Source organism: Litchfieldia sinesaloumensis (genome assembly GCF_900156865.1).
Lineage (GTDB): Bacteria > Bacillota > Bacilli > Bacillales > Bacillaceae_L > Ferdinandcohnia > Ferdinandcohnia sinesaloumensis.
The window spans coordinates 662,883-687,054 of the sequence record NZ_LT732529.1 but is presented as its reverse complement, the minus strand read 5'-3'; the positions used below and the strand labels follow the sequence as shown (position 1 = coordinate 687,054).

Annotated in this window: 24 protein-coding genes; 3 read left to right on the top strand and 21 right to left on the bottom strand. The window is 37.8% G+C overall.

The window, feature by feature from the left end:
* Positions 1-43: 43 nt before the first annotated feature.
* The 5 genes from CZ490_RS03380 to CZ490_RS03360 all read right to left on the bottom strand — a co-directional run bounded on the left by CZ490_RS03380 (position 44) and on the right by CZ490_RS03360 (position 5,893).
* Complete coding sequence (locus CZ490_RS03380; RefSeq protein ID WP_077617562.1) at positions 44-1,330, bottom strand: TRAP transporter large permease; 1,287 nt, start codon at positions 1,328-1,330, stop codon at positions 44-46.
* On the bottom strand, positions 1,327-1,815 hold the full coding sequence (locus CZ490_RS03375; protein ID WP_234987164.1) for a TRAP transporter small permease: 489 nt from the start codon (positions 1,813-1,815) through the stop codon (positions 1,327-1,329). Before CZ490_RS03375 ends, CZ490_RS03380 begins: the two co-directional genes overlap by 4 nt.
* 91 nt (positions 1,816-1,906) lie before the next feature.
* On the bottom strand, positions 1,907-3,019 hold the full coding sequence (locus tag CZ490_RS03370) for a glycoside hydrolase family 88/105 protein (RefSeq protein ID WP_200801542.1): 1,113 nt from the start codon (positions 3,017-3,019) through the stop codon (positions 1,907-1,909).
* A 365-nt stretch (positions 3,020-3,384) separates the two neighbouring features.
* Entirely contained in the window at positions 3,385-4,074 is a 690-nt protein-coding gene (locus CZ490_RS03365) for an OmpA family protein (RefSeq protein ID WP_077617561.1), read from the bottom strand.
* Positions 4,067-5,893, bottom strand: coding sequence for a MotA/TolQ/ExbB proton channel family protein (locus CZ490_RS03360; protein WP_077617560.1), 1,827 nt, complete (start codon positions 5,891-5,893; stop codon positions 4,067-4,069). The genes CZ490_RS03365 and CZ490_RS03360 overlap by 8 nt, the downstream gene beginning before the upstream one ends.
* Positions 5,894-6,046: 153 nt before the next feature.
* On the opposite strand from CZ490_RS03360, the gene CZ490_RS03355 reads away from it, so the two are divergent.
* Positions 6,047-6,667, top strand: a complete 621-nt coding sequence (locus CZ490_RS03355) for a DUF3298 and DUF4163 domain-containing protein (protein WP_077617559.1) — start codon at positions 6,047-6,049, stop codon at positions 6,665-6,667.
* Between the two features lie 58 nt (positions 6,668-6,725).
* Here CZ490_RS03355 and asnA read toward each other — a convergent pair whose 3' ends face one another.
* The gene (gene asnA / locus CZ490_RS03350) at positions 6,726-7,697 is read right to left on the bottom strand and encodes an aspartate--ammonia ligase (protein ID WP_268762193.1); all 972 of its coding nucleotides are present in this window, start codon (positions 7,695-7,697) and stop codon (positions 6,726-6,728) included.
* Between the two features lie 336 nt (positions 7,698-8,033).
* Here asnA and CZ490_RS03345 point away from each other — a divergent pair, with 336 nt between their 5' ends.
* Positions 8,034-8,510 (top strand): CarD family transcriptional regulator, encoded by a 477-nt coding sequence (locus CZ490_RS03345; protein WP_077617558.1) that lies wholly within the window; start codon positions 8,034-8,036, stop codon positions 8,508-8,510.
* Positions 8,511-8,869: 359 nt separating this feature from the next.
* Here CZ490_RS03345 and CZ490_RS03340 read toward each other — a convergent pair whose 3' ends face one another.
* The 10 genes from CZ490_RS03340 to CZ490_RS03290 all read right to left on the bottom strand — a co-directional run bounded on the left by CZ490_RS03340 (position 8,870) and on the right by CZ490_RS03290 (position 20,321).
* Positions 8,870-9,949, bottom strand: coding sequence for a Gfo/Idh/MocA family protein (locus CZ490_RS03340; RefSeq protein WP_200801540.1), 1,080 nt, complete (start codon positions 9,947-9,949; stop codon positions 8,870-8,872).
* A 44-nt stretch (positions 9,950-9,993) separates the two neighbouring features.
* Positions 9,994-10,722 (bottom strand): ThuA domain-containing protein, encoded by a 729-nt coding sequence (locus CZ490_RS03335; RefSeq protein ID WP_077617556.1) that lies wholly within the window; start codon positions 10,720-10,722, stop codon positions 9,994-9,996.
* Between the two features lie 15 nt (positions 10,723-10,737).
* Positions 10,738-11,898, bottom strand: a complete 1,161-nt coding sequence (locus tag CZ490_RS03330; RefSeq protein ID WP_077617555.1) for a Gfo/Idh/MocA family protein — start codon at positions 11,896-11,898, stop codon at positions 10,738-10,740.
* Between the two features lie 152 nt (positions 11,899-12,050).
* The gene (locus CZ490_RS03325; RefSeq protein ID WP_077617554.1) at positions 12,051-13,967 is read right to left on the bottom strand and encodes a heavy metal translocating P-type ATPase; all 1,917 of its coding nucleotides are present in this window, start codon (positions 13,965-13,967) and stop codon (positions 12,051-12,053) included.
* Positions 13,968-14,410: 443 nt separating this feature from the next.
* Positions 14,411-14,899 (bottom strand): pyridoxamine 5'-phosphate oxidase family protein, encoded by a 489-nt coding sequence (locus tag CZ490_RS03315; RefSeq protein WP_077617552.1) that lies wholly within the window; start codon positions 14,897-14,899, stop codon positions 14,411-14,413.
* A gap of 91 nt (positions 14,900-14,990) precedes the next feature.
* On the bottom strand, positions 14,991-15,542 hold the full coding sequence (locus CZ490_RS03310) for a hypothetical protein (RefSeq protein WP_077617551.1): 552 nt from the start codon (positions 15,540-15,542) through the stop codon (positions 14,991-14,993).
* 248 nt (positions 15,543-15,790) lie between these two features.
* The gene (locus CZ490_RS03305) at positions 15,791-16,984 is read right to left on the bottom strand and encodes a Ger(x)C family spore germination protein (RefSeq protein ID WP_077617550.1); all 1,194 of its coding nucleotides are present in this window, start codon (positions 16,982-16,984) and stop codon (positions 15,791-15,793) included.
* The gene (locus CZ490_RS03300; protein ID WP_077617549.1) at positions 16,981-18,084 is read right to left on the bottom strand and encodes a GerAB/ArcD/ProY family transporter; all 1,104 of its coding nucleotides are present in this window, start codon (positions 18,082-18,084) and stop codon (positions 16,981-16,983) included. The genes CZ490_RS03305 and CZ490_RS03300 overlap by 4 nt, the downstream gene beginning before the upstream one ends.
* On the bottom strand, positions 18,077-19,690 hold the full coding sequence (locus tag CZ490_RS03295; RefSeq protein ID WP_077617548.1) for a spore germination protein: 1,614 nt from the start codon (positions 19,688-19,690) through the stop codon (positions 18,077-18,079). Before CZ490_RS03295 ends, CZ490_RS03300 begins: the two co-directional genes overlap by 8 nt.
* A 184-nt stretch (positions 19,691-19,874) precedes the next feature.
* Entirely contained in the window at positions 19,875-20,321 is a 447-nt protein-coding gene (locus tag CZ490_RS03290) for a GNAT family N-acetyltransferase (RefSeq protein ID WP_077617547.1), read from the bottom strand.
* Positions 20,322-20,494: 173 nt separating this feature from the next.
* On the opposite strand from CZ490_RS03290, the gene CZ490_RS03285 reads away from it, so the two are divergent.
* Positions 20,495-20,935: an Lrp/AsnC family transcriptional regulator gene (locus CZ490_RS03285; RefSeq protein ID WP_077617546.1), complete on the top strand. Its 441-nt coding sequence runs from the start codon at positions 20,495-20,497 to the stop codon at positions 20,933-20,935.
* A gap of 132 nt (positions 20,936-21,067) precedes the next feature.
* Here CZ490_RS03285 and CZ490_RS03280 read toward each other — a convergent pair whose 3' ends face one another.
* The 5 genes from CZ490_RS03280 to CZ490_RS03260 all read right to left on the bottom strand — a co-directional run bounded on the left by CZ490_RS03280 (position 21,068) and on the right by CZ490_RS03260 (position 24,171).
* Positions 21,068-21,247 carry a hypothetical protein gene (locus CZ490_RS03280; RefSeq protein WP_077617545.1) on the bottom strand — a complete coding sequence of 60 codons (180 nt, stop codon included), beginning with the start codon at positions 21,245-21,247 and terminating at the stop codon, positions 21,068-21,070.
* A gap of 34 nt (positions 21,248-21,281) precedes the next feature.
* On the bottom strand, positions 21,282-21,956 hold the full coding sequence (locus tag CZ490_RS03275) for an HAD family hydrolase (protein WP_077617544.1): 675 nt from the start codon (positions 21,954-21,956) through the stop codon (positions 21,282-21,284).
* 89 nt (positions 21,957-22,045) lie between these two features.
* Complete coding sequence (locus CZ490_RS03270; protein ID WP_077617543.1) at positions 22,046-22,456, bottom strand: GNAT family N-acetyltransferase; 411 nt, start codon at positions 22,454-22,456, stop codon at positions 22,046-22,048.
* Positions 22,457-22,584: 128 nt separating this feature from the next.
* Positions 22,585-23,604, bottom strand: coding sequence for a serine hydrolase domain-containing protein (locus CZ490_RS03265; RefSeq protein WP_234987163.1), 1,020 nt, complete (start codon positions 23,602-23,604; stop codon positions 22,585-22,587).
* Positions 23,605-23,766: 162 nt separating this feature from the next.
* Complete coding sequence (locus CZ490_RS03260; RefSeq protein WP_077617542.1) at positions 23,767-24,171, bottom strand: hypothetical protein; 405 nt, start codon at positions 24,169-24,171, stop codon at positions 23,767-23,769.
* Position 24,172: the final 1 nt, after the last annotated feature.

The window sequence follows — 24,172 nt, the reverse complement described above, 5'->3', positions numbered from 1 at the left end:
TGTTTCATTTATGAAACACGCATATCGAAATGCGATTCTACCATTAAGAACTCATTAAATTTGGTAACCACATGCTAATACTTGGAATATAAGTGACAATTAACAAAACAACAACCAAGACAAAATAGAGTGGAATTAATGCTTTTGCCCCTCTTTCAATACTTACCTTTCCGATAGCAGCCCCTACAAATAGGACCGTTCCAACCGGTGGTGTGATTAAACCGATACCTAGATTCATAATCATAATGATTCCAAAATGGACTGGATCAACACCCAGCGCAGTAACAATTGGAAACAAGATTGGTGTCATAATTAAAATCAATGGTGCCATATCCATAGGTGAACCTAATAACAATAAAAGTATATTAATAATCAATAGAATAATAAGTGGATTATCTGAGATGGATAATAGAGTTTCGGCTAATAAATGTGGAATCTTTAAATAGGTTAAGATCCAAGCAAATGCAGCTGATGATGCAATTAAAAATAAGACCATTGATACCGTTCGGAACGTTTTTAAAAAAATAATTTTAGAATGTTTAAGAGGTAAATCTTTGTAAACAAAGAACGTAATGATATAGGCATAAATGCAAGCAATCGCCCCAGATTCCGTTGGTGTAAACCACCCAGAGAAGATTCCACCCAAAATAATGACTCCAGTTAACAGGGACAGAAAACCATCCTTAATAATTTTAGGAGCATCCCTTAATGGAATTCCTTCACCCTTTTCATATCCACGCTTTTTCGAAATGAAGAAGGTAGCAATCAATAATCCGGTTAGCATTAATAGACACGGAATGATGCCAGCTAAAAAAAGACTCGAGATAGAGACCCCACCAGCAGCTACCGCATAAAGGATCATATTATAACTCGGTGGCATAACCGTGCCCTGAATCGCTGCTGCAGAGGTAATTGCTACCGAGAAGTCCGCATCATAGCCTTTTTTCTTCATCGTCGGAATCATGACCGACCCTACCGAGGCAACATCCGCTGCAGCTGAACCACTGATATTACCAAACAACATACACGCAATACAGTTGACCATCGCGAGGCCACCTCTAATCGCACCGACAAATAGTTGAGCAAAATTCACCAACCTCATGGCAAGTCCGCCCTCACTCATAATCATCCCCGCTAGAATAAAGAAAGGGATTGCCAATAACCCGTAGGAATTAATACCTTGAACAATTCGTTGACCGATCACCTCAAGGGGGATTCCTAAATAGATAGCTGTAATTAGAGATGAAAGAGCTAATACAACTGCTACTGGAAAACGTAAGAGGAGGAGTACAATAAAGCTCACGAGTAAAATAATCGTTCCAGTCGTCATCTCTCCACAACCTCCTCATCTAAGTATCGGTGCCTGACAGTATCAATTCCGAAAAATTCTAACGCAGAATAGATGCATATAAGAATCCCAGTAATCGGCATAATGACATACATAACACTAACTGGCCAACCTGTAGCAGAGAGTGTGTTTGCATGCATCGCAACCGAGAATCTCCACCCATACACGATAAAATATAAACCTAATGAAAACACAGTTGCAGAAATGATTTTATCTAAGACTTTATTCCAGAACTTTGGAAATAGTGCTGTAAAGGCACTCATGGCAATATGGATTTTTTCTCGAAACCCAATCGCAATCCCTAAAAATGAAAACCAAATTAGTAATAGGATGGTCACTTCTTCAGACCAGAAGAACACCACATTAAAGATCTTCCTGGTGGCTACTTGTAACGAAACAATTAATGTCATTACGACCAACATGTATACAGCTATTGTTTCAATGATTGAGTCAAGTTTTAGGAACACGCTCCTTATTCTATTTTTCAAATGATTCACTTCCTTTCCGAGTTCAAGTCCTATTGTAAGCGATTACATATTAACCTTTAAAAATAGGAATCTACATCTGAACTAACTCGCGTATTAACTCCACTTCAACACTTGCCATTATAAATGTACCTAAGCCTTTGAAATCATTGCTAACCACAGGTTCACTTATATAGTACTCAAATGAACCATCTCGATTATCCGTGATTCCAAGTCCGGCTGTTTTACAAGTTTGATGAAGATTAATAGTTCCATCATTATCTACTTCGATGAAGTTCTTAAGAATACCTTGATAACTCCTTTTTAATGCTGGGAGAAAACCGTCAGAAAGATACCCTTTTCGAATTCCTTTTGCCAATGCATACGTGTACATATTTGATGAAGAAGATTCTAGGTAGTTGCCTTCTCGGTCTCCCTGATCAACGACTTGGTACCAAACGCCAGTCTCTGAATCTTGATACTTTACAATTGAGGTAAGGAACCCACTTAAGATTTCAATTAGGCGCCCTCTTTTAGGATGATTTTCGGGAAGATAATCCAACACATCCACAATCCCAACACAGTACCACCCCCCAGAACGTCCCCAAAAACTTGGTGAACACCCCGTTTGTGGATTTGCCCAAATCTGTTCTTTTTTCTCATCCCAGCCATGGTAAAAGAGACCTGTGGTCGCATCACGCGAATGTTTTGCCAACAATATAATTTGGTCTATTACATCTTCAAATATTTCAGGTTCATTAAAAGTCTTTGCATATTGTGCATAAAAAGGTGAAGCCATATAAATACCATCTAAGAAACTTTGATACGGAAATATCTTCTTATGCCACAAGATTCCTTCGCTTGTACGGGGATGTGTTTTAAATTGATTCCTTAAGATAGTAGCTGCTCTTCGATAACGTTCATCTCTAGTCTCGTCGTACAAAGTGAACAGAATCCGACCTGTATTAATATGATCGACACTATAGTCCTCGAGCGCGTAACCCGCAATATCTCCATTTTCGGCGATTCGTGACTTAATATTAGATTCTAGATAGTCAAAATAGTTGCGGTCCTTTGTTTTATGCCAAACATCTTCAATGGACTTGAACACCACACCGTATTCATGATCCCATTTATCCGACAGGTCGGGATAGGATTTCAAAACTGAGTCGGCCATTCTAATCGACCATGCTTGATTTTCAAACATTCCCTTAGTTCCTCCTTTTGAAGTATTGTTTATCCTCTTGTCTTAATTATATTTATAATTCCGACTATTTAAAATACGATAAATTTGTCTTAGATTTGTAATATATTGTTCTCAGTCGAGCGGAGCGGAGGAATGGACGAGGCTTGCTGGAGCGGGATTAGGGACTATGTTAATGGAGATTCGTGGTAAGTATGCGCTAGAATATATCATTCTTGCGGCACATGCTCGTCTCTCTTTCGAGCTTGCGTGTACCACTAGAACATCCTTATAGCTAGTCCTACCGAACATGCTTCTCTTGGCCTACTTCAAAAACTAACCAAAACTGGCCATTCTCCAAAAAAAGACACGACCATAGGTCGCATCCATTAATTCCCTAGTAATTCTCTTGTCTTTTCCAATATTTCCTGGTCTTTTAAGCGGAATTTGAACTCGACGCGACGGGAGGCTTGGCCGTTGTAGTTCCCACCCTCATCGGTCCGTCCATCGGTAAAGGATTTCCCGTTCACTGTAAGTTTAGCTTGTAGATGCTCTTGAATGTTTTTATATGGAAACTGACTACTCAAAATGTATTCAGCCACACTATACGCGCGCTGCTGAGAAAGCTCCATATTATACAAATAGCTTCCATCCTTATCAGCATGCCCCTCTATGATAATTTCAGAAATGTACGCCTCATATCCTTCTTCAAGAAGCACATCCAAATATGCTGGAACAAATTCGTCCAAAAATGTAAAAGCTTCTGGTTTTAACACAGCCGAGTCATATTCAAACAAGATATCCGTATTAAATAACAAGGCCCCGGTTTTCTCATCAATTTCTATACCAGCGTCGTCACTAAATTTTTTATTCAAATCCTCAATGAGCCCGACCCTTACACCCATAATTTGATCAATCGTCTTTTTCATTTCCTGGATTTGAAACGATTTGATCACCATCATGATGATAAAAATCAGGATAAAACAAAGTAATACCGATGTTAGCAAATCTGTAAATGATGGCCAAAATGAACTTTCCTCTTGCTCACGGTGAAAAAGTCGTTGGTATTTATTAATCATTGGTTCCAATCCTTACATGACTGTTTTCTTGAACCGTACTTTGAGCAATCAATTGGAGCTGACGGTTCAGCATTTGAAATTCCTGCCCCATATCCCCTAAAGTTTGCTGTAGTTGGCGGGCATTACGTTGACCAACATCACCTGTTATTTCACCAATTTGCTTAAATTCCTTTTTAACAGCCTCGTTCATCTCAAGGATATATTCATTAATGTTTCTACTTATCTTATCAAGCTTTTCACCCAGCGTTCCCTCGAGATTCGACACATATTTTGAAAGCGTATCTCGTAAAGCATTTACACTGGCATCAATTTGGTTTTCTTTATATTGGAAGGAATCCCCCATTTGAGAGATCGTGCGATTAATTTCATTTAAAAGCTTCATATATTTCATACCCACTTGCTCATTTGAACGAGATGCTTCACTTAAATAACTTTCAATCGCTTGTGCATTTGTCAAATGAACCTGTAAATGTGAATTAAAATCGTGGGTAAACTGTGTTAACTCATCAAAACGGTAGGTTAGCAAATTCTTATACTCACTTTGTGCCTTGTTAATCGTATCCATTGCTTGCGGCAAACGACCAATGGAGGTGCCTAGTGCCTTAAAATCATTTTTAACATCCCGCAATGAAGATATAATATCGGTTAATTTCGAACTCACATCGGTTCCAAACACACGTTCAAACTGCAGATTATTTTCTTTCATAAGTTTGATATAGTGGCCACTCTGTTCATTTAACTTATCAAATGCACCATAAATCGATTCCTGTCGCTGTGCAATTGAAGAAAAATACTCCCTAATATCAACAACTGACTGCTGAAAATGATTCATAGTTTCCTTTTGGTCCGCTGTTAACTCGGCTACTTTTTTATAGGTCTCAGTGAAAGCACTTCTCATCTTTTCATTGCGCTGGTCCATGTTTTCAAAATACGTGAACAATTGACCAAAGTTTAGATTCAATTTTTTTACACCTTGATCAAAGCCTTCTGTCAACTCCTGTACACCATGAAAAATGGCCGAGAACTGTTTGAGATTTTCCGAAAGTCCCTCATTAAATTTCTCCAAATCCCTTGCGGATTGCTGTAAACCAACGGTGTATTCCTGGAACCCCTTAAACGAATTGACAATGCTTTGAAGGGACTCTTGATTCGTACTTCGCAGTTCTTGAATAGAAGAGTTAATCATTTCGGAAACGGCTATGAGCCGCCCCATTCCATCCTGTTCATTTCCTTCTAAAATCGATTCCGTTTTCAACATGATATCCGTTAACATAAATTCGGTATTGGCCACCCGAGTAACGATTGTCATAATCAATGACAATCCCATCCCAGCAATACTCGTATAAAATGCAACATCAATCCCCGCAAGGACTAAAGCTACGTTCTCCACAAGCTGATCACCAGTTGCATCAATACTACCTAATGACATCGCTAGTCCAATAAATGTCCCGAGCACACCGATTAAAATAAAGATCGATACGGTCATTTGCACAATTTTAATCAGATTCACTACTGGGAAATTAAACACTCTCCAACCAGAAATTTTATTCTGAACAAAGGTCTCCACTTTCACGGATTCTTTCTGATTCATTTGTTCAAAATCAGCCTGAATCTTACTTAGAGGTTCAATCTCCAACGAGTCTGTATCGCGGATATAATTCCGTATTCTCCTTAGCTTGCTGTAGAGAGTAAAATGAACGAAAATTCCCACAACAAACCCTACAAAAAGCACCATAAAAATTAATTCGACCAACGGACTCGTTAATACCGCCTCAGCCTGTTGTTCACTCACAAATATCTTCAAAATTGCTTCTACCATTCTCTTCTCTCCTCTCATTGCACGTCCAACCTTGTCTTGTTAATAGTTATTCGAAAAATGGACAAATCATGCATTGAAGCTTTTGAGAATTTCTATAATCACGCACACACCTAGGTTGAGTGGAATACGATAAGGAAAAAAGGATTGTGACAAATGCCTATTTCATTTCCAGTTAGTACAATAACTCGTACGTTTAGATTTGATCCTCAAAAGAGGGTCTTTTACCCACAAGTTGAAAGAATGCGAAACCGACAACTTCTGCATCTTATAAATCAATCGATTATCCAGCAAGCCCAAACGTTGATTTCGACCCAGGTTGGAGATTCACCTTCTACCGTTGCTGAAATGCTAGGTCACTACGAAATAAAAAACAACCAGAGGCAAGTCCTAAGTCTTACTCAATCAAACTACACCTACCATGACAGAGCTGCCCATGGGAATACCATAATCAAATCTTTAACTTTTGATCTTAACCGCGGAAGATGTTGCGACCTCAAGGATCTTTTCAAACCAGGAAGTGACTATGTCAAAAGGTTATCTATACTCATTCACGAACAAATCAAAGTACGTGATATTGGTCTGATTTCTGATTTTACTACAATTAGTCCGGACCAAGATTTTTATGTTGCTGACAAAACCCTTGTCATCTACTTCCAGCTTTATGAACTCACCCCATATGTATTTGGCTTCCCTATGTTTCCAATTTCCCTCTACGACATTCAAGATATCATCGATGAAAATGGACCACTTGGAAGATTAGCAACAAATAATTAATGTGAAAAAGCTTAAATGCGGAATCATCTCCAAATCCTCATTTAAGCTTTTGTCTAGATTAAAGAAGAACTATATTTTGTTCTTTGCATTCTTTTATGATTTGATCATTCCATACGGAGGCCTGCACTTCTCCGATATGGGCCTTTTTCAAAAGAAACATACATAGTCTTGACTGGCCAATTCCTCCACCGATTGTTTGGGGAAGCTTTCTCTCCAGCACGGCTCGATGATAAGGTAAGCTTTTGCGGTCTTCATGAAAGGAAGATTTTAATTGTTTAAGGAGGGCTTTTTCATCAACGCGTATGCCCATGGAAGAAATTTCAACAGCAGTGTTTAAAAGTGGACTCCAAAAAAGCATATCTCCATTTAATGTCCAGTCATCATAGTCTGGTGATCGTCCATCATGGCCCTCACCAGATCGTAATACACCTCCAATCTGCATGACGAAAACCGCACCATGTTTTTTTGAGATAATATATTCTCGTTCTTTTGTGGTGTTATAAGGGTACATATCCTCAAGCTCTTGGGATGTAATAAAGAAGATTTGATTAGGCAATACAGGTGTTAATTCTGAATGAAGGTCATATAGGTGAAGCTCAGTCGATTTAATTGCCTGATATATTTTTCTCACTTCTCGTTTAAGAGTGTTTAAGTCTCGCTCTTCCTTTGAAATGATTTTCTCCCAATCCCATTGATCTACATAGATTGAATGAAGGTTGTCGAGCTTTTCGTCCCTACGAATGGCATGCATATCGGTATACAAACCAGTACCCTTTGAAAACCCATAATTACCTAGGGCGACCCGTTTCCATTTGGCAAGAGACTGAACCACCTCAATATTTTTATTCTTAATATCAGCAGCATCAAATGATAGGACTCGCTCGTATCCATTTAAATCATCATTAATTCCCTCGTCAGTTTGAACCAATAACGGGGCCAGGACCTTTAATAAACGCAGTGACTTCGAGAACTTATCTTCAAAATAATGTTTCATTTCGTTAATCGCTACTTGTGTATGAAGGACGTTCAATACAGGTTTGTATTCGCCTTGTATAGATATAGAAGTAATGGTCCATCCACCTCCAAAAATAAGTCTTAAGTGGAGTTCGTTGTGTGTTAGCTCCATTTTTAGACTTATTACCATATGTGCTAATGCCCTAAAGTGTTACAGTTTACTTTTTCAATATATGAAGTTTACATAGATTAAGAATAGTAAGGTTTTAGAATCTGCGTGGTAAACTACCTACCTTATACTTGTGTTTTTCTTTTTTAAACCAAATATATTGACACACAAAATAAAAATATGATATTATTAAAAATTTGTTATAAAATAGAATCTGTGTTAAGGTTAAGAAGGTTATTAAATATGGAGGTGGGTTATTTGTATCAAGTAGGCGATAACATTGTTTATCCAATGCATGGCGTAGGTATAATTAAAGCCATAGAAGAAAAGGAAGTCTCAGGAAAAAAACAGCAATATTATGTTATAAAAATGTTAATCAGTAATATGCAAATCATGATACCTACTAGCAAAATAGTGAGTTCTAGCATACGCCCTGTTACTGACATAATTGCGTTAAAACACCTCATTCACATTTTTCTGCATGGAGAATCAGATCGTTTACTACCTTGGAAACAAAGATTTAAAGTGAACACAGATAAAATAAAAACAGGTAAAATTCAAGAATGCGCTGAAGTTGTACGTGATTTAATGCGTATGAAGAAAGAGAAAACACTTAATACAAGCGAGAAGAAAATGTTGGCTAACGCACATGAATTTTTGATTAGTGAACTGAATTTAATTAAAGGAATTACTGAAAATCAAATCAAAAGTTTCAGTTAAGAGTTAATTAGCAGTTTGTATTAATTCTCCCAAAAATGTCCTGGTTTTTGGGGAATATGTCCTTTATTTGGGGCATCTTCTTTAACTCACCTATTGAGCATGAACCTCTTTGTCATTTCTACCATTTTATTCCTATTTCCGATGTATATTTCACTTGCCCGATGTTTTAATATCTAATAAATAACTAGATAAAAAAGTTTTTACCCCTGATTCACACTGGCACGGCCAAGGAGCCGTAAGGATGAAAGAGAGGCAGGGCTTTCATTGTTTTGGGTGCACATATTTTAGTCATTTATATAACTCTAAAGGCATTGCACAATCGCAATGCCTTTAAACGTTTTACGTTCTTATTACACTTTCTACCCTTTAAGTGGTTCAGGTCGTCTGCACGTGCTTTCCAAATGATAATGTGTGCCATTGGCGGATGAATCATGAAATCCATGCATGGCTTCAAGAACATGGTAAGCTAGTTCGCCATTTGAACGGAACGATTCTTGATGTAGAATGGCCTTAGCCATGTCCGCTACCCCAATACCACGGTTATTCTGTGGATTGTCAAAAATAAGCGGGACTTCTACAAATTCCTTTTCATCTCTTTTTCTAATTTTTACGGTCCCATCGAAACGATTTGGATCAGGAACTAGCAACGTCCCTTCACTTCCATACACCTCAATAGGTGGTAGAGATGTTCCTCCAAAAGCATCAAAGCTCGTTGTAATCGTTGCAATGGCACCAGATTCAAAATCAATCGTTCCCGCAATATGAGTAGGAGTAACCACTTTGACTTTCGTACCCTTTTTCGGCTCACTTAAAATGGTTCGCTCTGGATAACTAATACGAGTTGACCCAGAAACTCGTCTCATTGGACCTAAAAGCGCGACCAATGCCGTTAAATAATACGGTCCCATATCAAACATTGGTCCTCCACCATGATCATAATAAAAGGCAGGGTCTGGGTGCCAATGTTCATGGCCTCGAATAATCATAAAAGCAGATGCTCCAATTGGTACACCAATTTCACCATTTTCAATCAGATGAACCGCAGTTTGAATGCCTGCACCTAAAAATGTATCTGGAGCACTACCAACAAGAAGATTATTTTTCTTCGCAGCTTCTAACACCTGTTTCCCTTCTTCCCGGGAAACAGTTAGTGGTTTTTCCGTATACACATGCTTTCCAGCTTCTAATGCTTGAAGACTAACTGAAGCATGGGCGCGTGGAATCGTTAAATTTATGACTAACTGAATTTCGTCATCAGCCAATAATTCATTAACAGAATACGCCTTAGGTATCCCATATTTTTCGGCCTGAAGCTGTGCCCGCGAAACATCTAAATCGGCACAAGCAACAAGCTCGAGGTGATCAAATTTTTGAACATTTTCCATATAAATCGAACTAATTGTGCCACAGCCAATAATGCCAAGTTTCACTGTACTCATAGGTCGTTCCTCCATTTGTAGATGAGAATGTGCGCGAATATCGTTTACTGACTATCTCCCATGCCTGTATACGAACGAATATCACCGGATACAGCTTCACGGTTAGCCAATTGCTTACCTTCTGCAGCCCATAAGAAACCACGACGCATAATCAGTGAAACTTCGGGCATTTCGATAATATCCGCATGATGACCTAAGGAGCTATAAAATACTCGTCCTTGCCCCCAACGCTTTGTCCAAACAACTGGCATATCAACAGCTTTATTGGTCGCATGTGGTCCGTCGACTACCGGGAATCTAGTAGTTGCTAAAACTTCAACTGCTGGGTCGAAGTGAAGATAGTATTGTTCACTAACCACTTTGAAATCACGTAACCCATCAAGCAACGGACTTGAGCTATGCTTGATATTTACCATATACTCAACCCCATCATTACCAGGATGAGCTACCCAATTACCGCCCGTCATAAACTGCCAATCTACGTTATTGCGGAATGAATCACACATTCCCCCATGACAGCCCGCGATGCCAACTCCACTTGCTACAGCTTGTGAAATATTGAGAACATATTTCTTCTCAATCTCTCCCATCGTCCAATGCGGAATTAGTAGATCTAGTGTTTGTAGTTTTTCAGTATCAGCATATGTATCCAGCGAATGCGAAACTTCAACATTAAAGTTCTCTTCTTCAAGGATGTTTTTAAAAAGATAGGCCACTTGTTCAGGTTCATGACCATCCCAGCCACCCCAAACGATTAATGCTTTTTTATTCATAATTGAGCGCTCCTTCTAAATATCAGATAGTTGAATCCATTGTCGTTTTTCAATTGAATGCTCTACTGCCTCAAGTACAGCTTGACATTTAACACCGTCTTCAAAATTCGGTACAGGCTGGCGGTCTTCTTCAATTGCATCCATTAATTCCACAATTTCATGGATAAATGTATGCTCATATCCAATTGTGTGCCCTGCTGGCCAGTAACGGTCTATATACTCGTGACTTGGCTCAGTCGCCACAACTCGACGGAATCCTTGGGCATCCTCTCGGTCATCCTTAAAATAAACCTGAAGTTCATTCAATCTTTCAAAATCAAAAATGACGCTACCTTTACTCCCATTAATTTCGAATGAATTTGTACTGCGGTGCCCTGTTGCAAAACGAGTTGCTTCAAAACTACCAATTGCCCCATTTTCAAAACGGGCCATAAATAATGTAGCATCATCTACCGTAACCGGCCCTTTTTCACCTTCACTACTTCCGGTTGCTGAAAGCCCTGTCATATTTGTTGGGAGTGGTCGTTCTTTGATAAATGTCTCACTCATTCCGATTACTTCTGTGATATCACCAATTAAATAATGAGCCATATCAATTAAATGTGCCCCCAAATCACCGTGGGAACCAGAACCAGCAATTTCTTTTTGAAGCCTCCAAGCAAGTGGGAAGTCCGGATCTACCAACCAATCTTGCAAAAACCAAGCACGGAAATGATAGATATCCCCCAAGGCTCCCTCTTCAATCAGCTTTTTTGCTAGTCGAACAGCTGGAGTAAAACGATAGTTAAAACCAATCATATGCTTCACACCTGCAGCCTTGACCGCCTCTAGCATTTCCCTAGAATCCTGAAGTGTAAGCGCTAACGGTTTTTCACAAAAAACATGTTTCCCTGCTTTTGCAGCAGCTATCGCAATCTCTTTATGTACATCACTCGGCGCATTTATATCAATAACATCAATATCTTCACGCTCAATAAGGGCCTTCCAATCTGTGGTATATTCTTCCCAGCCAAATTGTGTCGCTGCCTCTGTAACCGCTTCCTTGTTTCTGCCACAAATTACTTTCATTTCAGGACGAAGCATTTCTGGAAAAAACAGTGGAAGATCGCGATATGCGTGACTATGAGCTTTTCCCATAAACTTGTAACCAATCATACCGATATTTACTTGTTTCATAGTGTCCTCCTCCTCTTCATAACATTTTTTGTAAATGGTTCACTTCTATTTAAACATAGATTGTCTATTACAGTAAGTATCCTATCTTTAGATTTTGTTTCACTTTTTTTAGATTCGTAGAAAAAAGCTACTCAAATTCGAGCAGCTTTGGTTCATTTACCTAACACCAGAAAATAATTGTTCTTCTTTTTGGTTTTTATTTGCTTACGTTGTCCAACATTCGTTTTAAAACGAATTAAGCGCATTGCATTGAGTATGACCACTAGGACACTGCCTTCATGGATGAACATTCCTCCTGCAAGATGCACTCGATCCGTAAGGACTCCGATAAGTAGTATCGCAACAACGATGAGAGCAATGCTAATATTTTGGCGCATATTTCGAATCGTCGCTTTTGATAAGGCAAAAGAGTGCGCGTATTGGGACAGTTTGTCTGCCATTAAGACGACATCCGCTGTCTCCATTGATATGTCTGTACCACCCTCACCCATCGCTAACCCAATATCAGCAATCGCAATCGCTGGGGCATCATTGACTCCATCACCAGCCATCGCAACAATCGCACCTTCTGCTTTTAAATTCTTCACGTATTCAACTTTCTCATTTGGCAATAGCTCAGCGTGAAATTCATCAATTCCTAGCTGTGTCGCTACTGCTTCAGCAGTATGGCGGTTATCACCCGTTAACATGACAATTCTCTTAATACCGTTTGAACGCATATACTCTAATGCTGCTTTTGCATCCTCACGAATCTGGTCAGCAATCGATATAATCGCAACCAGTTCTTGATTGAAAGCAACATAGATAGCTGTATTTCCTGCCTTTTCCCGTTCAATCGCATGATGTACTGTGTCAGAAGTAAGCTCAATTCCTTTTGCATCCATTAATTTACGATTCCCAGCTACAATCGAATATCCTTCGACAGTTGCGGTAATCCCTTTCCCTTTGATTGTTTCACTTTCACTGATTGAATATGCATTTAAATCAATTCCTTGATTCTGTGCTTCCTTTATAATCGTTCGACCTAAATGGTGTTCAGAAATCGTTTCTGCCTTTGCGAGTAGACCAAGTATTTTATGAATCGGCATGCTGCTAACATTATGCAAATCTGTCACTTCCGGTTTACCCTTCGTTAACGTTCCTGTTTTGTCAAATACTAATGTATCGATTTTAGCGAATTTCTCCATAATGTCTCCACCCTTGATTAACACTCCATTCTTCGCGCCATTTCCAATCCCCGCTACGTTTGAAACTGGCGCGCCAATAACAAGAGCTCCTGGGCATGCAATGACTAAAAATGTGATTGCCAAGTGCAAGTCACGAGTTACGAGATAGACAAAAACAGAAAGGAGCGCAACACCTGGTGTGTAGTAGTTTGAGAAACGATCAAGGAAACGCTCTGCCTTTGACTTTGAGTCTTGTGCCTCCTCTACAAGCTCAATGATTTTTGAAAAAGTGGTATCATCCCCTACTTTCTCTGCAATAATTTCAACATAACCCGTATCGAGTATTGAGCCACTATATACCTTATCATCCCTCGATTTGTTCACTGGAACAGATTCACCTGTAATCGCCGCTTCACTGATAGAGGCATGGCCCTTTACAATCACCCCGTCAACTGGAATTTTACCACCCGGTAGAACAACCAAGTGGTACCCTTTTACCACAGCATCCACACTAATGGTTTCACGGGTACCATCTTCATGAAGCAAAACGGCTTCTTGGGGCGCCATGTCTACTAGTTCTCGTAACGAAGCACGAGTCTTCTTCAAAGTTCTCGACTCTAGGTAGGCTCCAAACAAGAACAGAAACGTAACAATTGCTGATTCGATATATTCATGAATAAAAATTGCTCCTATAACAGCAACGGTAACAAGTAATTCAATACTGAAAGTTTTCATTCGTAATGACTGCCACGCTTTCACAGCTATTGGAACCCCTGCAATCAAGGTTGCTGCCAGAAGGAGTCCATTACTCCATGTTGACATATCAATCCATTTTGTCACTAAGCCTAACGCTATTAAAATTCCTGCAATGAGTGTTAAGTGGTTTTTATGGTGATTAATCATTTTCTATCTCCTCCTCTTTTACGATTACCTTATGTCTATATCGTAACGTTAATTGAGGAAGATTAATTTGACGGCAGTCAAATTTAAAATACGTTGTGTAAGATAAATATAAAATGAATAAAGAAAACTTTACTAAAGATAAAAGTTTAGGGGGATTTATATGGATTTCTTTGGAAATCGGAAAGAAAAACAGCGAAATAAAAAAATTCAAAGGGAAATATGTCCCGATTGCTCAGGATGGGGATTTTTTTCTTCAGTTTTTGAAACTGTTCATGTTCATGATTGTCATACTTGTTTCGGAACGGGAAAGTCCAAGTAGACTAGAACACCGCTCAAGTTAGATAATGAGTTGTCTAGCGAAAAGAAGTTAATCTACGAAGGAATTAATGCTGCTTATAACGATGAAATGGATTGTCCTCTGACTGGACAATCCATTTTGGTTGTTAATGATTCAATTCGATTGTTTCATTCATATCTAACGATTTAGCACTTTGCCCTGTCATTCGTTTATAGTAGAAGAGCATGTTCTTTATGAAATTACCTTGTTCCCAGTATTCAGCTGCGTCGACCTTTACCTTTATCAAGATAACGTTAGGATCATCATAGGAAGTTTGCATAAACTTCTCATGTGCTTTGCTCCAAAATTCCTTTTTCTTGCCTATATCCTCAACGATTTCCGCTATTCCGCGAACCGAAACATAAGATTTACCTACATAGGCCACATTCACATTTTGATTATGTATGATTTCTTCATATTTATCCGTCTCTTTTTTAGTGAAAAACCAAAGGTCACCATCAAACTCTACTTCTTGTGTTTTCATGGGACGAGAAACGAGCCCTTCTTCAGTAGCCGTAGTAAACATGGCAGTGTCTACATCTTTAATTAACTCTCGTAATGTTTCAATTTCTTCTTGTTTCATCATATTAGACATTTTCATCACCTCTTTTTAGGTTTATACTCCCCTCTAAACAATCACTTATTCATGTGTAGAGGTGTTGAAGCGGTCCATTTACAATAAGAAATTATTCAGTTTTTAAGTCAATATCAAATTCAGCAAGTTTATGTTTAATTTTATTTGCAATATTCCTGTCGGGAATTTCTAATTCTACTTCTTTGTTATTAGTGAAGGTAAAGTAAAACTGTTTATTGCCTCCTACCGTTGTATTTCCTTTTTTAATATACTCTTCGATTAAGGATGCTTCTTGGATATCCTTCCAATGGTATACTTCTTTTGTAAGCATTTTCTTAAAAGTGATGTCCTGTTCTGAAAAAAGAGTATAGTTTCCGAAATTTGCAAAGTAAGATATTAAAATAGAAATCACCAAGAATCCTAACCCTGTATAATTCCATTTTTTCTTTTCAAATAGCATACCGATGCAGAACAAAACGAAACATCCGACTGCAACCAGCATTAGAATGTTTGATAGAAAAGGGGTTAACACATAAAATGTTTCTCCGTGTTTAAACAATATGTGATGAATCATATTAGGTCCGATAAAACCTAAAATAATACCAACTATTAAACTAATAATCAATAATACAACCCAATATGCTTTATCAATTTTTTCTAACATATTTGTACCTACCTGTGAAAATTATTTGATAATAGTATCTACGAATAATAATTGGGAAAAGTTTCACTTTTTAACCAACTTATTTTTGTTGTGAAATAAACAGGTAGTTCAGCTACAGTTTAATGAAGCATTTAACGCGTTTTAACTTCAACTAGAATGTTGATTATAGTTAAATAATCAACATTCTATCCGCTCGTTTTTCAGTATTCAAACAATAAGACAACAATTAATTGTCTTTTCACAATTACCTACTCCCAATTCATTCCAGTCCGTCTAATGGAGTAATCAAATGTCACCTTAACTTTCATGTCTTTGTAGATTTCCGACCATACTTCATCGGTTTTTACTTCCTCGTCCCAATACGTACCAAATTTGGCTCTAACCCTTGCACCTAACCCTAATACATCAGAGCCTTGCTCCTGTAACTGCTTAAGTAGCTCACTACTAACTTCTTCCATTTTTTTATTTGCAGCCTTCTCTATCTGCTTGATTTTGTCACCACTTACGGTAACATCAATGGCTTCTTCTAAATTTGCATCAATTTTTACATCAATTGTCGCGCTTGGAGTTCCATTTTCTATATTCACTTTTATTTTAGAGCTTCGTTCTTGTCCTTGAATCACGTAAACACTTTTATCATCTAACGAGACGCTAAAAGGATAACCACCAGAATCTTTCTCCTTCATATCCATAAAGGCCCCAATCTCAATTGGAGATGTTAGCCCCATCATTTTTTCACCACGAAAAAAGGCAAGTCCATCAATCAGGATTCGGTCATTGTTAATCACTTTTATCCCCGGCAAAATAGGGTCAATTCCTTTATCTGAAACATCTACCCAAAAGTCCCCAAGATATTCCCTGGGTAACTTTCCGAAACGAACGGCATTATCTAATGTATCACCCAAGTAAAGTGCAGGTACCGTTTCTAGGGGTGGTGCTGTTCGCAACACTTTTGCTGCATCCTTTTTATTAATCGCCATCCATGCCGTTCTTCGCACTTCATAATCACGCTTAAAAAATTCACTTATATCGCTAACACCTTTTTTTGCAACTTCATCAGATACCACGATAATCTGTAGATGACCGAGGTACAGCTTTTCAGCAAGCTGTTGCTGAAGGTTAGACATGGCATCTTTTATCGTATGACCATAGGTTTCTAGCAACCACGCTGTTTTTTCTGATCCTTCCCCTCCACCTCCTTCAGGGCCGAGCTTGATTTTCCCCGGCAATGCAACTTGAGCAGTAACCTTATACAAAACACCTTTTTTCCCTCCTGGAAAATCTCCTTCACGATGGGTTACTTCGGCTTCATCATCTCCTTCTGCAAGATCAATCGCAAGTGCGAGTATATTTGCACGATCTTCTAGTTCGTACCTATCCCAGCATCCTGTTAAAATAAGCATAGATATGAGTAGATACATGATTAGTCGTATCATTTTCATACAGAGATGCCTCCTTTTTTCCTTAGCCTTGCAATTGCCAAAAGTATCACTGGGTATATAATCGTTAAAGGAAGTCCCGTTAAGGTTACAGCCATTAAATATTCATACAATTGATAAATATTCTGTGGAAATATCGCAATACAAAAAAGAATGGGGGATCCAGCAATTGCGATCACCCGATAATTGTAATAGCGAAATAACTCCCCTATTCCGCGAACAATAAGGAAATAGTGGGATAAAAGTGTTGTAAATACACCATATATCCAGGATATGACCAAAATTGCATCTACCCTTGCTAAAATTTCTCCTGGAACTGTCACCATTCTTCCAAGAATTAATGTCGGCCAAATCATTTCTAGAATTTCCACGTCCCCAAATACTCCGACTGTCATGAATAAAATAAACACGACAAATATGCCGGCTATTAGAAATCCCAAGACTCCACCTTTAACACATTTTTCTGGTTGTTTCATATATGGTATAACCATTGAAATAATGAAAAAGCTTAACATTGATTGTGTCACCACAAGGCTTCCACGTAAAAACTCTCTCCATGTTGGGTCATTTCCTAGAATGGGTGTAATGTGATAAATTTCAATATCGCCAATCGCCGGAAGTAAGACTAGTCCTAATGGAAAAATGATTAACGGCATATAGAAAAAATGAATATGCGCAAAGGTTGAAACACTTTGAAACCCAGTAGTTAAACACAAAAATATCATCATAAAGATTACAATTTGAATGGGTGTATTTGGAAGTAAAGCGCCTGCTACAACCTCAGCAAATTGTCGTGTTTCTAGCCCCATGTTTAACGTAAAGAATAGAATGATAAGGATACTAAAAACACGGCCTAAAGACTTTCCTAGGAGGATTTCGTTGTATCGTATTAGTGTATGTTTCGGAAATCTTTTTCCTAAATACACAACTCCTAATAGACCAATGAAAGCTAAACCGACACCAATGAAACTTGCAAATGGAGCGCCAATTCCTGCCTCTCTAACGACAAATCTCGGTAAAGCAAGCATTGCAACTCCAAGAATGGTGCTGACGACGATAAATGCAAACTGAACAACTGTTATTTTTTCTCGTTGCTTATCCATTGTTATTGTCACCTTCTTTAATCCTCGGCGTTGGTACCCTTTCCTTTTTCAAATCTATCCTTTTCTTATCTTCCGGTTTTACCTCATCCGGACGATTTTTCAACCAACGTAGTGGGGCACGAATAAATGAATCCTTCATTCCTTTAAAATTCCCTGGAGCCACAGGTGCCATATAAGGAACGCCAAAGGAACGCAATGATAACATATGATTGATGATGAGTATAATCCCAAATGCTAATCCTAGTAAGCCGAAGGTTCCAGCGAAAAGGATTAGGGGGAAACGTAGCATCCGAAAAGCTGTTGCTGCATTATATGAGGGTGTTGCAAACGAACCGATAGTTGATAATGCAATTATGACAACTGTTATTGGGCTAACGAAGCCAGCCATAACAGCTGCTTGTCCAATAACAAGTACCCCTACAATAGAAAGCGCTCCACCCACCTGTTGGGGCATTCGAACGGTTGCTTCACGTAAGATTTCCATCGCCAACTCCATGACTAATACCTCAATAAACACGGGGAAAGGGACCCCAGCACGACCGCTTGAAGCAGCAACAACAAATTTTGCCGGAATCATCTCTGGATGGTACGAAAGGACTGTTACATAGAAGGCCGAAAATGTTAAGGAAAAAATAAGAGACATAAAACGAATCAAACGAATTGCACTAGTAATCAAAAATCTTTCATTATAATCTTCACTCGTTTGATAGAATTGGTTAAATACCGCAGGAACAATCAAAACAAACGGGGAACCGTCTACAAGTAAAACAATTCTACCTTCTAATAAATTTCCTACGGCTTTATCTGGCCGTTCCGTATTTTGCACCTGCGGAAACGGAGATCTAGGGTTATCCTCAATAAACTGTTCAATATATCCGGCATCCAATATACGGTCAATGTCAATCTTGTTTAACCTTTTTTTCACCTCATTCAATAACTCTTTGTTTACGATATCCTCCATATAACAAATGCCTACTCTTGTTTTTGTGCGTCTACCCACTTCTGTTTGCTCGACTCTGAACTCAGGGACAGGCAAGCGATAACGAAGTAGAGATACATTTGTCATGATTTGTTCTATAAAGCCATCACGAGAACCTCTCACTACTCTCTCAGTCTCAGGTTGTGTAAGACTACGCTTTTCAGGTTTGAATGCGTCAAGAAGGAGAGCTTGTTTGGACCCTTCGATGATAACGACACATTGTCCCCTTAATAAACCCGATAATATAGATGAAAGTCTTGACTCAGATACTCCTGAGCAATGATAGAGCACTTCTTCAAGTAGGGACGACGTGAGACTATTTGTGTTGAGTTTGGATTTAATATAGGAGTCAGTGAGTCTAGTTTCTTGAAGAGGCTTAATAATATCTCTGTCCAATTTTTCTTGATCAACTAAGCTACTCATATAAAGGACAACTGCCAGGGTTTCACCAAATAGATGAAACCTTCTTGTTGAAAAATCGAAATCCTTTTGGAAAATCTGCGTAACCTCTTTTGCTGTTTGTTCCGCATCGATGCTTATATTCTTTTGCTTTGACTCTATAATTTCACTCTCAGGTAAGGAGACTTCATGATGATGTTTTGGGTTCTTTTTAAAAAATGACGGCATCTTTCTACCTCCCTCAAGGTGGTATTTTGTACCAATCATTTTCTAAAATGTATTTTTTCGGATAAATAGTGCTTTTTTAGTACTTATGGATTATGAAGGTGAATTGTATGGAAACTATTATAAATAGAAATAGAGCGACTACCCTTATTGGATAATCACTCCTTAAAATTTATAAGTATAAAGGCTACTCTGCTAGGTCCAATTCATAATGATAAAAATGTGATTCCTTTTTGTAACCATTTTTTTCATATAACCTTTGAGCAACATAATTATCTGGTGCGGTCTCCAAGCTAATACTTTTAGCACCTGTACTAATTCCAAAATCTTTTACTTTATGTAGTAGCATTTCTCCTATTCCTTGGTTCCTGTACTTTTCATCGATATACAAGTCATTTAATATCCATGCTCTTTTCATGGATATTGATGAAAAAGTGGGATAAAGTTGAGCAAATCCTAAGTACTCGTGTTTATTTTTAGCAACGAAAATAATAGAATCCTTGTTTACTATACGATTTTTCATGTAAGTTTTGGCACCTTCTAGATCTGATGTTTGTTGATAAAACATACGATACATATTAAATAAATTTGATAACCCTTCAATATCTTCAATACTAGCTTGGTATATTTCCATATAAACTCTCTCCTCACTGGATAATATGGTGTTATAAACTTTATTGATTACAATTTTATCTGGTATATAATTCTTATTACATACTTAATTTATTGTTTTTCACAAGATTCACTTCATTTAATATGTTTCTTATATATATATTCCTAAATTTTTTAAGTAAAGGTGGAGTTAAAATGGATGAAATAGATCAAAGCATTCTTACACATCTTCAACACAATGCTCGAATATCAATGACTGAATTAGGAAAGAAGATTGGACTTTCAACACCCGCAACTACCGAAAGAGTAAAGAAACTTGAGGATAAAGAAGTTATACAAGGATATAGGGCTATCATCGACCCTGAAAAACTAAATAAAACTGTAATAGCATTTATTTTATTCGATACGAAACAAGGGAAGAAGTTTAGAAGTTTTTGCAAAGAACATCCGGTAGTAGTGGAATGCCACCGATTGGCAGGTCAATATAGTTATCTAGTAAAAGTAGTAACGGAATCAGTGAAAATACTTGAGGAATTTATTGATGCTACACTACCTTACGGAGAACCGACTACCTTAATAAAATTAACTGATGTTGTCGAATTTAAACCAGTAAGCAAAGATGGACTTGAAGGTTAACTATATTTGAGGTTTAGTTTTTTTGTTAATTACAAGATAAACCCTCTGACCGTGATAATTTGGTAGGCAAGTGGCATCCTGAATAGCTATTCGGATGCCACTTTGACAATTAACAAAACAATCGGTTGAACGTTAACTTGAAAATAGCACAGACCAAACAATTGAAAGCACGATAAATCCAAACATCAAAGAACCCAAAATAGTTTGATTATGAACATCTTTTCCCGCTTTCACCTTCTTCAAAATTGAAATGCAGTTCGCAAAAAATATTGCTGCAATTATTGGTGTAAAAAAAACAAAAACCACTAACATTATATCTCCCCCAGGAATACGATCATTAAATTTTCTATGTAAAATACTCTACTAAATTTCCAAGAGAATCAACCTCTGCATCTGGTTTGATTTCGGTATCATTATTACTCATTTGAGGATTGTACCAGATACCCTTTATACTGGCATTTTGACAACCGACAATATCCTTTTCTAAATCATCTCCAACAAATAAAGCATCTTCCGGTTCCACATTCAGCTTATTTAAGGCTAACTCAAATATGCGCTTGTCTGGTTTACAATAACCCACTTCTTCAGAAATAATGATTACATCAACATAACTATTTAAGTCAGTGTTCATTATTTTTGCTTTTTGCCTCTGAGAGGAGCCATTCGTGACAATTGCAACTTTAACTTGCTTCTTTATCATATTTAGAATATTTAACGTACTTTGGTCAATAGAAAAACAATGAGGAAAATGAGTATTCCAGAAATCTTGAATCTCATGCCGCGGCAATCTGTATAATGGTGGGAAATCGTTAAAAAACGAGTCCAATACGTTGGATTTATCTCTATGACCATAGCTTCTTTTATCGTAATCTTTGAATCTATGTAACATATCAACTCGAACCGATTGGTTAACATTCATATAACACTTTTCTAAAATGAGTAAAAACATATGATCAACTGCCTGATTCCTATCTAGTAAAGTATCGTCTAAATCAAACAGAACTGCCTTATACTTACTCAAATAACCCTCATTCCTTTCTTACATTCTTGTAGATTACTTTCCCAACAAAAAACGTTGCACAACTAAGAGTAATGCAACGTTTTCTAAAACTACCTTAATTTCGCAAATGCGACCAAAGAACCCTGATCACATGACTCAAAGCCATTCTTTTCATAGAAATGTCTTACATCGGGAGCTTCTTCTGTTAATAACACTTTTTGACGAACGTTATTATATTTTTCCAAAACCCGCTGCATAAGTTGAGTAGCAATTCCTTGATTTTGATACGCGTGTAATACAAGAATATCTTGAATGTAGATAATAGTTATACCATCTCCAACTATGCGAATTAGCCCGACTAATTCATCACCATTCCAAGCAGTTATAACCTCTAACGACTGCTCTATCGCCTGCTTTAGAACGTCTAAATCTTGTGTGTACGCATACCATTCTACATCTGTATACAATTTTTCTAATTGTTGTATATTAATATTTTTACTAGTACTATATTTGATTTCCATTCCTTTTCCTCCTCAAAATTATTTATTTTGAAGAGTGAATCCATAATTTATCCACTGTCTTATGCCTCCTTATGAACATTTCCGTATGTTGTTATATGACTATTTCGACATGGCTCACCATATTCCTGCTACTCGTTTGATAAGCAAGTCATGATTGCATCACCAAAGTTTCGAACATCAGCTAGATAATCAAATCCTTCAGGAGATCCAAAACTATTAAAAGCACGTACAGCGACAAGATTATGCTTGGGGATAACCAATAGAGCAACTCCCGTATACCCTAATATTTGGAAAGAACCTTTAGGTACAAGGTCTCCAATTTCTGATCTTCTCGTAGACAAATCTTTCACAAACCAGAGAAAGCCATTATGTGGGAGTTCCGTATCTAATTCTTCCGGACTTTGAAGAGTTGTAGTCATATCAAAAATTTTCTCTGATAGTAGTTGCTGACCATTTACTAATCCCCTCTTCAGATGTAGGTACCCCCATTTTGCTAAGTCTCTAGTTGATACATACATGTTCATCTTGTCACCGGTAGTACTTTTACTTGTTATCCAATGTGGGTTATCAGGTTTTCGTATCACTTCTACAAGTTTTTCATTTAATTCTCCATACCATCCAGTCTCTTTTAATTGTAAGGGTTTCAGTACTTTGTTCATAACAATCTCAGCCACTGATTGACCTGATGTTGTTTTAACAATTTGCGTAAGCATGTCAACTCCAATCCCGCGATATGCCCAATTACTACCTGGCGCAAATTCTCGGTATACATCACCATCAACTAACTTCAACCCGTGTGTATGTGTTATAAGATGTCTGATTGTTGTTCCAATCAATTCAGTTGGCTGTTCACTCGGAAGATAATTCGTAATGTCATCATCAATCGACTCAATAAAACCTTCGTTTATGGCATATGCAACGACAAAGCCTATGTAACTTTTTCGAACGGATGCAACATGAAATTGGGTATCTGCTTGAATAGGCCTTGCATTCGGTTTATTGGATTGCTTCCCCCAATATTCTTCAGTGACTACTTTATCATTATGAATAATAAGTACAGATGCACCGGAACAATCGACTTCTTGAGAGGTTGTCCTTACATTAGAGACAACCAACTCAAACCGGTTATTTTTATCATAGCTTATCATTGTTTCACTGCTTTCTATTTTTTCTAATAAACTTATTCAATAAGACCTCGAATTAATCCTTCTCGATTGTTGCACCCTCTACTTAAATAAGCATATTTCGAGTAAAGCAAAATGCACCCCTTTTTAAAGGGATGCACTTTATTTCAATTGGTTGTAATTTGATTAGTAGTTCTTCTTCTCATTTTTTTCAATTAAAAAAGTGATAGGTACGAATAGGATAAAAGCTAGTAAAAGTAAGCTTCCGCCGACGATAAAGAATACCATTACAAACGTCTCATCAAGATTGAATGGATTTAAATTGTACATCCACATTCCGACGGTCAAGCCTACTGCACCTAGCATTCCTAGGATACTATGAATTTCAACAAGTCTTTTGTATTTAATCGTATAAACCTTATAAAATATTCCCCACGCAAACACTGAAAGCCATCCCACTAATAGAATATGAGCATGAATCGGCCTCAACGAATAATCCATATTTCCAGACATATGAGAGCCAAGAAACGTACCGATTAGCCCGAATATAGCTGAAAATCGAATAAGTCGTAAACTCCACGTTTGTTCCATT